The following is a 6,071-nucleotide window of genomic DNA, read 5'->3' on the forward strand; positions in this document are numbered from 1 at the left end:
GGGCGGTTAAGAAGTACTCACGGGCGCTTTGCGCATGAGGAGCCCGAGGAACGCCGCCGCGGCGAGGACGATGACGAGTCCGCCGTAGATGCGGGTGGTGTCGACGAGCCCGACCTTTCCGACGAGGTATCCGGCGATCAGCGCGGGAACGCTGTTGGCGAGGTAGGCGATCACGTAGATGCTCGACAGCAGTCCCGCGCGCTCGTGCGGTTCGGCGAGCGGCATGACGGTGCGGATGGTGCCCTGGAAGCCGGCGCCGAACCCGATGCCCGCCACCGCGGTTCCTGCGAGAATCCACAGCGCCGACGACGTTTCGGCGCCGACCAGGGTGATGGCGACTCCGACGACGAGGGCGGACGCTCCGACGTACAGGATGCGTCGTGCTGCCACGTTGCGCAGCAGGAACACCGCGAATGCGCCGGTCCCGGTGAGCGTCGCGACCATGATGGCGCCGATCAGCGACGTGTGGACGTCGAGCGCGTTACGGGCGAGCGAAGGTCCGAGGGACAGGTAGAAGCCGCCCAGCGCCCACACTGCCACCAGGCAGGGTCCGGTGAGGACGAGCATTCCCAGTGCGGTGGACGGGACCGCCAGCGTCGGACGCATCGATGCCAGAGCCCCCTTCTGCCGGACCGCTGTCTCGGGTGCGGCCCAGATGCCGAGGATCTCGACGACGAACAGCGCGCAGAACACCAGGAACACGGTGCTGGTGGGCCGGGGAAGGTGCTCGCTGATCAGGCTCGATCCGATGGCGCCGAGTGCGAGGCCGACGGTGGGCGCGATGCTGTTGACGGTGGCGCCGCGTCCGGGTGTGCGTTCGAGGTCGAGGAGGGTGGAACCGAGCGCGCTGATCGCGGCGCCGGTGGCGAAACCCTGCACGACTCGGGCGATCAGCAGGAGGCCGATGCCCTCGGCTGTCGCGAACATGATCATCGAGGCGGCTTCGAACACGAGTGCCGTGATCAGCACGGGCCGGCGGCCGACGTAGTCCGAGAGCGAACCGACGGTGAGCAGCGCCAGCAGCAGGCTCACGGCGTAGATGCCGAAGATCAGCGTCGATTGCAGCGACGAGAAGCCCCAGTTCGACTGGTACACCTCGTACAGCGGTGTGGGTGCGGCAGACGCGCCGAGCAGGGTGGCGATCACGACCGCGACGAGCGTGAAGGCGGCTCCTCGGCGCAGTGCGGGTCGAGACGTCGGTGGTGCTTCGGGCGCGGCAAGCGTCGTCATGGCGTACTCCCCGGAGAACATTAATGCAAAGGGTTTGCGTTAATGGACGCTACGCCGCCACCGTTCTTAATGCAACGTCTTTGCGTTAGCATGGGGGCATGAGTCCGGCTCCAGGCCCGCGCCCCGGTGGTCGCAGCGCCCGCATCCAGCAGGCGGTGCATGCGTCCACGCGCAAACTTCTCGACGAGCGCGACCGAGCGGACATCACCGTCCCCATGATCGCCGCCGACGCCGGGGTCACCCCGTCGACCATCTACCGGCGCTGGGGGGACATCACCGAATTGTTCGCGGACGTCGCGCTCGAGCGTCTGCATCCCGACGCGCCCCCGCGTGAAACCGGCAGTGTGCGAGGCGACCTCGTTGCCTGGGCGCAGGACTACCTCGAGGAGATGTCCTCACCGGTGGGGCGGGCGGCACTGCGCGACGTCGTGATGAGTGCCGACACCGTCAGGTCGGAGGACGGCACCAATCAGTTCAGGTGCGCGACGTTCTGCCGCACCCAGATCGAAACGATCCTCGGACGGGGCGAACCCGTGCAGGGCGTGGTCGAGCACGTGATCGACCATGTCGTGGCGCCGATCATCTACCGCATCCTGTTCGACCTCGACCCTCTCGAAGCGGACCGCGTCGGGGAACTGGTGGATCACGCACTCGACGCGGCCGTCCGGGTCTGAGAGGTCAGCCGCCCAGCTGCTTCTTCAGCGCGTCGAGGACGGCGACGTCCTCGATGGTGGAGGGCACCGTGTACTCCTCGTGGTCGGCGATCTGCCGCATCGTCTTACGCAGGATCTTGCCCGAGCGGGTCTTGGGCAGCGCCTGCACGACCGTCACGTCACGGAACGTGGCGACGGCGCCGATCTGCTCGCGCACCATCGCGACCAGTTCGTTGCGGAGGGTCTCCGGGTCGATCTCGACCCCGGCCTTGAGCACGACGTAGCCGCTGGGCTTCTGGCCCTTGAGTTCGTCGCGGATGCCGACCACCGCGCACTCGGCCACCGCGGGGTGTCCCGCGACCACCGCCTCCATGCTGCCCGTCGAAAGCCGATGTCCGGCAACGTTGATGACGTCGTCGCTGCGGCCGAGGACGTACACGTACCCGTCCTCGTCGATGTAACCGGAGTCGCCGGTCAGGTAGTAGCCCTCGAACGTGGCGAGGTACGACCGCACGTACCGCTCCGGGTCGCGCCACAACCCGGCCAGGGTGCCCGGAGGCAGCGGCAGCCCGATCACGATGTTGCCCTCGGCCCCGGCGGGAACCGTGTTCCCTTCGGCGTCGACCACCTCGACCCGGTACCCGGGCACCGGAACGGTGGGGGAGCCCGCCTTCAGCGGCATCGGTTCGAGCCCGCGCAGGTTGGCGCAGATCGCCCAGCCGGTCTCGGTCTGCCACCAGTGGTCGACGACGGGACGGCCGAGGACGCGGGTCGCCCACGCGTACGTGTCGGGGTCGAGGCGCTCGCCCGCCGCGAACAGCGTCTTCAGGGAGGAGATGTCGTACTTCTCGATCTCCTTCGCGTCGGGATCGGCCTTGCGGACGGCGCGGATCGCGGTCGGGGCGGTGAACAGTGCCGACACACCGTGATCGGAGATCACCCGCCAGAATGCGCCCGCATCCGGGGTCCCGACGGGCTTGCCCTCGTAGAGCACGGACGTGGCACCGGCCAGGAGCGGCCCGTAGACGATGTACGAGTGCCCGACCACCCAGCCCACGTCGGACGCAGTCCACCACACGTCGCCCGGGCCGATGTCGTAGATGTTGCGCATCGACCACGTGAGCGCGACGGCGTGCCCACCGTTGTCGCGGATCACGCCCTTCGGCTTCCCGGTGGTGCCGGACGTGTAGAGGATGTACAGCGGGTCCGTCGCGACCACCGGAACCGGCTCCGCGGGTGCCGCATCCGCCATCAGCGCATCCCAGTCGAACCACGCCGCCCCGGCGCCCTGGTAGTCGGCGGCCGAACCGGGGATCTGCTCCCGGTCCTTGACGATCACCGTGTGCGGCGGGGTTCCGGACAGCTCCAGCGCCTTCGCCACCATCGGCAGGTAGTCGACGGTGCGCCCCGGCTCGAGGCCACCCGACGCCGTCACCAGCACCACCGGTCCGGCGTCGTCGATGCGGGTCGCGAGTTCCTTCGCGGCGAAGCCGCCGAACACCACCGAGTGCACGGCACCGATGCGGGCGCAGGCCAGCATCGCGATCGCCGCTTCGGGGATCATCGGCATGTAGACGATCACCCGGTCACCGGCCACCACACCCTGGTCCTTCAGGACGCCGGCGAACCGGGACACCTCGTCGAGAAGTTCTGCGTAGGTGTAGGTGCGGGATGCAGCGGGGGCCATCGCCGAGTCGTAGATCAACGCCGCCCGATCCCCGTTGCCGTCCCGCACGTGCCGGTCGAGAGCGTTGAAGCAGGTGTTGAGCGACGCATCCGGGAACCACCGGTACATCGGGGCGGCGGAATCGTCGAGCGCCTGCGTCGGCGGCGTCACCCACTCCACGGCCTCGGCGGCGGCGAGCCAGAAGTCCTCGGGACTGTCGGTGCTCCGTAAGTACACCTCGGCGTAGCTCTGGCCATGGTTGTCGCTCGGAGGCGGAGTCCCCGGGGAGCTCATCGATGCACGTCCTCTCGTCGTCGTGTGACCCGCAACACCCTATGCGACGTCGGCGCGTGATGATGCGGTCAGAGGCCGAGGGAACCGGCGATCATCGGCCAGGAGTTGTGCAGGTCGTCCTGCCAGTAACCCCACGAGTGGGTGCCGGCGGGCCGGAAATCGTACGTGGCCGGGATCCCCAGGGCGTTCAGCCGGTCGGCCAGCCGATGGGTGCACTCGTTGGTTCCCGCCTCGATGATGCCGCCGACGATCACCTGGTTGGCCAGCGTGCCCACATCTCCGTTGATATCCGGGCCGTTGAGGTTCTCGTGGACGCCGGGCAGCCCGGTGGCATTGCTGATGTACAAGTCGATGCCACGGAGCTTCTCGGCGTTGACGACGGGGTCGTTGGCCACCCACGCGGGGTCGTCGGGCGGTCCCCACATGTTCTCGACGTCGCCGCCTCGGAAGCTGACGACGAAGGTGACGTAGTCCCGGCCCGGTTTGGTGCTCGTCTCGGCGCATCCGCTGAACGCGCCGACGGCGCGATACAGCGACGGGGCCGCCTCGGCCAGGCTGAGGACGGATGTGCCCGACATCGACAGACCCGCGATGGCATTCGCACCGTCTGTTCCGAGTGTGGCGTCGACGATCGGGGGAAGTTCCTCGGTGAGGAAGGTGGTCCACTTGTTCACGCCGAGGACGGGATCGGGCTTTTCCCAGTCGGTGTAGTAGCTGTACGCCCCGCCGACGGGAGTGACGACGTTGACGTTCTTGTCGGCGAAGAAGTCGACGACGTCGGTCCTCGCCTGCCAGGTTGCCGAATCCTCGCCGCCACCGGCGCCGTTGAGTAGGTACAGGGTCGGCCGCGGCACGCTCGTGTCGGCGGGGCGGATCACTTCGAGGAGAATCACCTTCTCCATCGCCGCCGAGTAGACGTACATGTTCAGTTGACGGTCGCCGATCTCCTCGATGCGGTCGAGGACGGATCCGTCTGCCGAAGCCGGCTTGTCGGCGGGAAGTGCTCGCCACTCGTCCGCCGACGCCGCTGCCACCTGACCGAACATGGCCGACGACGCAACGACGGCGACCGCCAGGAGTGCCCGACAGTGTCCGATCGCGCTCATAGCCGCTCCTCGTGCTTGACTGCGGTGCCCGACAACCGTCTGGTGAATACTCAGAACATTGCCCCTTCACGGTAACCGGCAAACATTCCCCGGGGCGGCTGAACGGACACCGGACTTCGCCGCGACGTCGCCCTATCGTGGAAGTATGACGCTGCTCGCCGAAGATCTGCTGTTGCTGCTGCTCGACGACACATCGGGGAAGCCCGTCGTCGACGGGACCCGGATGCCGCGCGTCCTCGCCGGCGCCGTTCTTCTGGAACTGGCCCTGGGTGACGTCGTCACCCCGGCCGAACCGGGCGAAGACGTGAAGAAGGGGCGTCTGGTCGCCCGGGACGGGGCGCGACCGCAGGATCCGCTGCTCGCGCGGGCCGTCGACCTCATCGGTACGTCCAAGCCGATGAAACCGGAAGCGGCCATCGAGAAGCTCGCCAAGAACCTGCGCGACGAACTCGCGAAGCGCATCGTCGGTACGGGCTGGGTCCGCGAAGAGAAGGGCAAGGTGCTGGGCATCTTCCCGACCACGCGGTGGCCGGAGGTCGACGGCAGCCACGAACGCGCGCTGCGGTCCGAGCTGAGCGCCGCGCTCCTCGACGGGGTCACCCCCACTCCCCGCACCGCCGCGCTCGTCTCGCTCCTGTCCGCGGTCGACGCGGCCCCGAAGCTGTTCCCGGACGCCGATCGTCGCGCCGTGAAGAAACGGGCGAGGGAGATCGCCGAAGGCGACTGGGCAGGCAAGGCCGTGCGCAAATCCGTCGAGGCCGTCAACGCCGCGATCGTCGTCGCCGCCACCGTGCCCGCCATCGTCGCGGGGAGTGGCTAGGAGCGTGGGTCGGTAACACGCCGGGCGGGGTGTTCGGGTGATGGTCGGGTATGCGAGATGATGGGGCGTGCCTGATGATCTCGATGATGGTGGGTTGTTCGAGGTAGACCCTGTGCAGCGGGTCGAACCCGATTTCGGGGTGCCGAAGCGGCCGGTGGACAAGACGTTCCGGGCGTTCGACCCGGAACAGGGGTTGTTGCTGCCGCCGTCGCTCGACGACTGGCTGCCGGCCGAGCATCTGGCCCGGTTCATCGCCGAGCTGGTCGACGAGCATCTGGACCTGTCCCGGATCCGCGCCGCCT

Annotated in this window: 5 protein-coding genes and 1 pseudogene; 3 read left to right on the plus strand and 3 right to left on the minus strand. The window is 68.2% G+C overall.

Annotation, left to right across the window (positions count from 1 at the left end; translation table 11 throughout):
- Positions 1 to 6 precede the first annotated feature (6 nt).
- Positions 7 to 1,230: an MFS transporter gene (locus G9373_RS37170; protein WP_065492890.1), complete on the minus strand. Its 1,224-nt coding sequence runs from the start codon at positions 1,228 to 1,230 to the stop codon at positions 7 to 9.
- A 98-nt stretch (positions 1,231 to 1,328) separates the two neighbouring features.
- Between G9373_RS37170 and G9373_RS37175 the strand changes: the two genes are divergently transcribed.
- Positions 1,329 to 1,904 (plus strand): TetR/AcrR family transcriptional regulator, encoded by a 576-nt coding sequence (locus G9373_RS37175; RefSeq protein WP_005244080.1) that lies wholly within the window; start codon positions 1,329 to 1,331, stop codon positions 1,902 to 1,904.
- Between the two features lie 4 nt (positions 1,905 to 1,908).
- On the opposite strand, the gene G9373_RS37180 is transcribed toward G9373_RS37175, so the two are convergent.
- A complete protein-coding gene (locus tag G9373_RS37180) occupies positions 1,909 to 3,843 on the minus strand; it encodes a propionyl-CoA synthetase (protein ID WP_133986148.1) in 1,935 nt (644 codons plus the stop codon).
- A gap of 68 nt (positions 3,844 to 3,911) precedes the next feature.
- Positions 3,912 to 4,949 (minus strand): alpha/beta hydrolase family protein, encoded by a 1,038-nt coding sequence (locus G9373_RS37185; protein ID WP_120659653.1) that lies wholly within the window; start codon positions 4,947 to 4,949, stop codon positions 3,912 to 3,914.
- Positions 4,950 to 5,094: 145 nt separating this feature from the next.
- Here G9373_RS37185 and G9373_RS37190 point away from each other — a divergent pair, with 145 nt between their 5' ends.
- Both G9373_RS37190 and G9373_RS37195 read left to right on the plus strand, forming a co-directional pair.
- Complete coding sequence (locus G9373_RS37190; protein ID WP_167120005.1) at positions 5,095 to 5,769, plus strand: GPP34 family phosphoprotein; 675 nt, start codon at positions 5,095 to 5,097, stop codon at positions 5,767 to 5,769.
- A gap of 139 nt (positions 5,770 to 5,908) precedes the next feature.
- Positions 5,909 to 6,071: pseudogene (locus tag G9373_RS37195) on the plus strand (IS1182 family transposase); the annotation flags it as partial.

This window comes from Rhodococcus sp. A14 (genome assembly GCF_011603105.1).
Lineage (GTDB): Bacteria > Actinomycetota > Actinomycetes > Mycobacteriales > Mycobacteriaceae > Rhodococcus_F > Rhodococcus_F opacus.

What these genes read in the sequence shown, in the direction of transcription:
- G9373_RS37170 (WP_065492890.1), bottom strand. Translation starts at nt 1,230, where the DNA reads ATGACGACGCTTGCCGCGCCCGAAGCACCACCGACGTCTCGACCCGCA.
- G9373_RS37175 (WP_005244080.1), top strand. Translation starts at nt 1,329, where the DNA reads ATGAGTCCGGCTCCAGGCCCGCGCCCCGGTGGTCGCAGCGCCCGCATC.
- G9373_RS37180 (WP_133986148.1), bottom strand. Translation starts at nt 3,843, where the DNA reads ATGAGCTCCCCGGGGACTCCGCCTCCGAGCGACAACCATGGCCAGAGC.
- G9373_RS37185 (WP_120659653.1), bottom strand. Translation starts at nt 4,949, where the DNA reads ATGAGCGCGATCGGACACTGTCGGGCACTCCTGGCGGTCGCCGTCGTT.
- G9373_RS37190 (WP_167120005.1), top strand. Translation starts at nt 5,095, where the DNA reads ATGACGCTGCTCGCCGAAGATCTGCTGTTGCTGCTGCTCGACGACACA.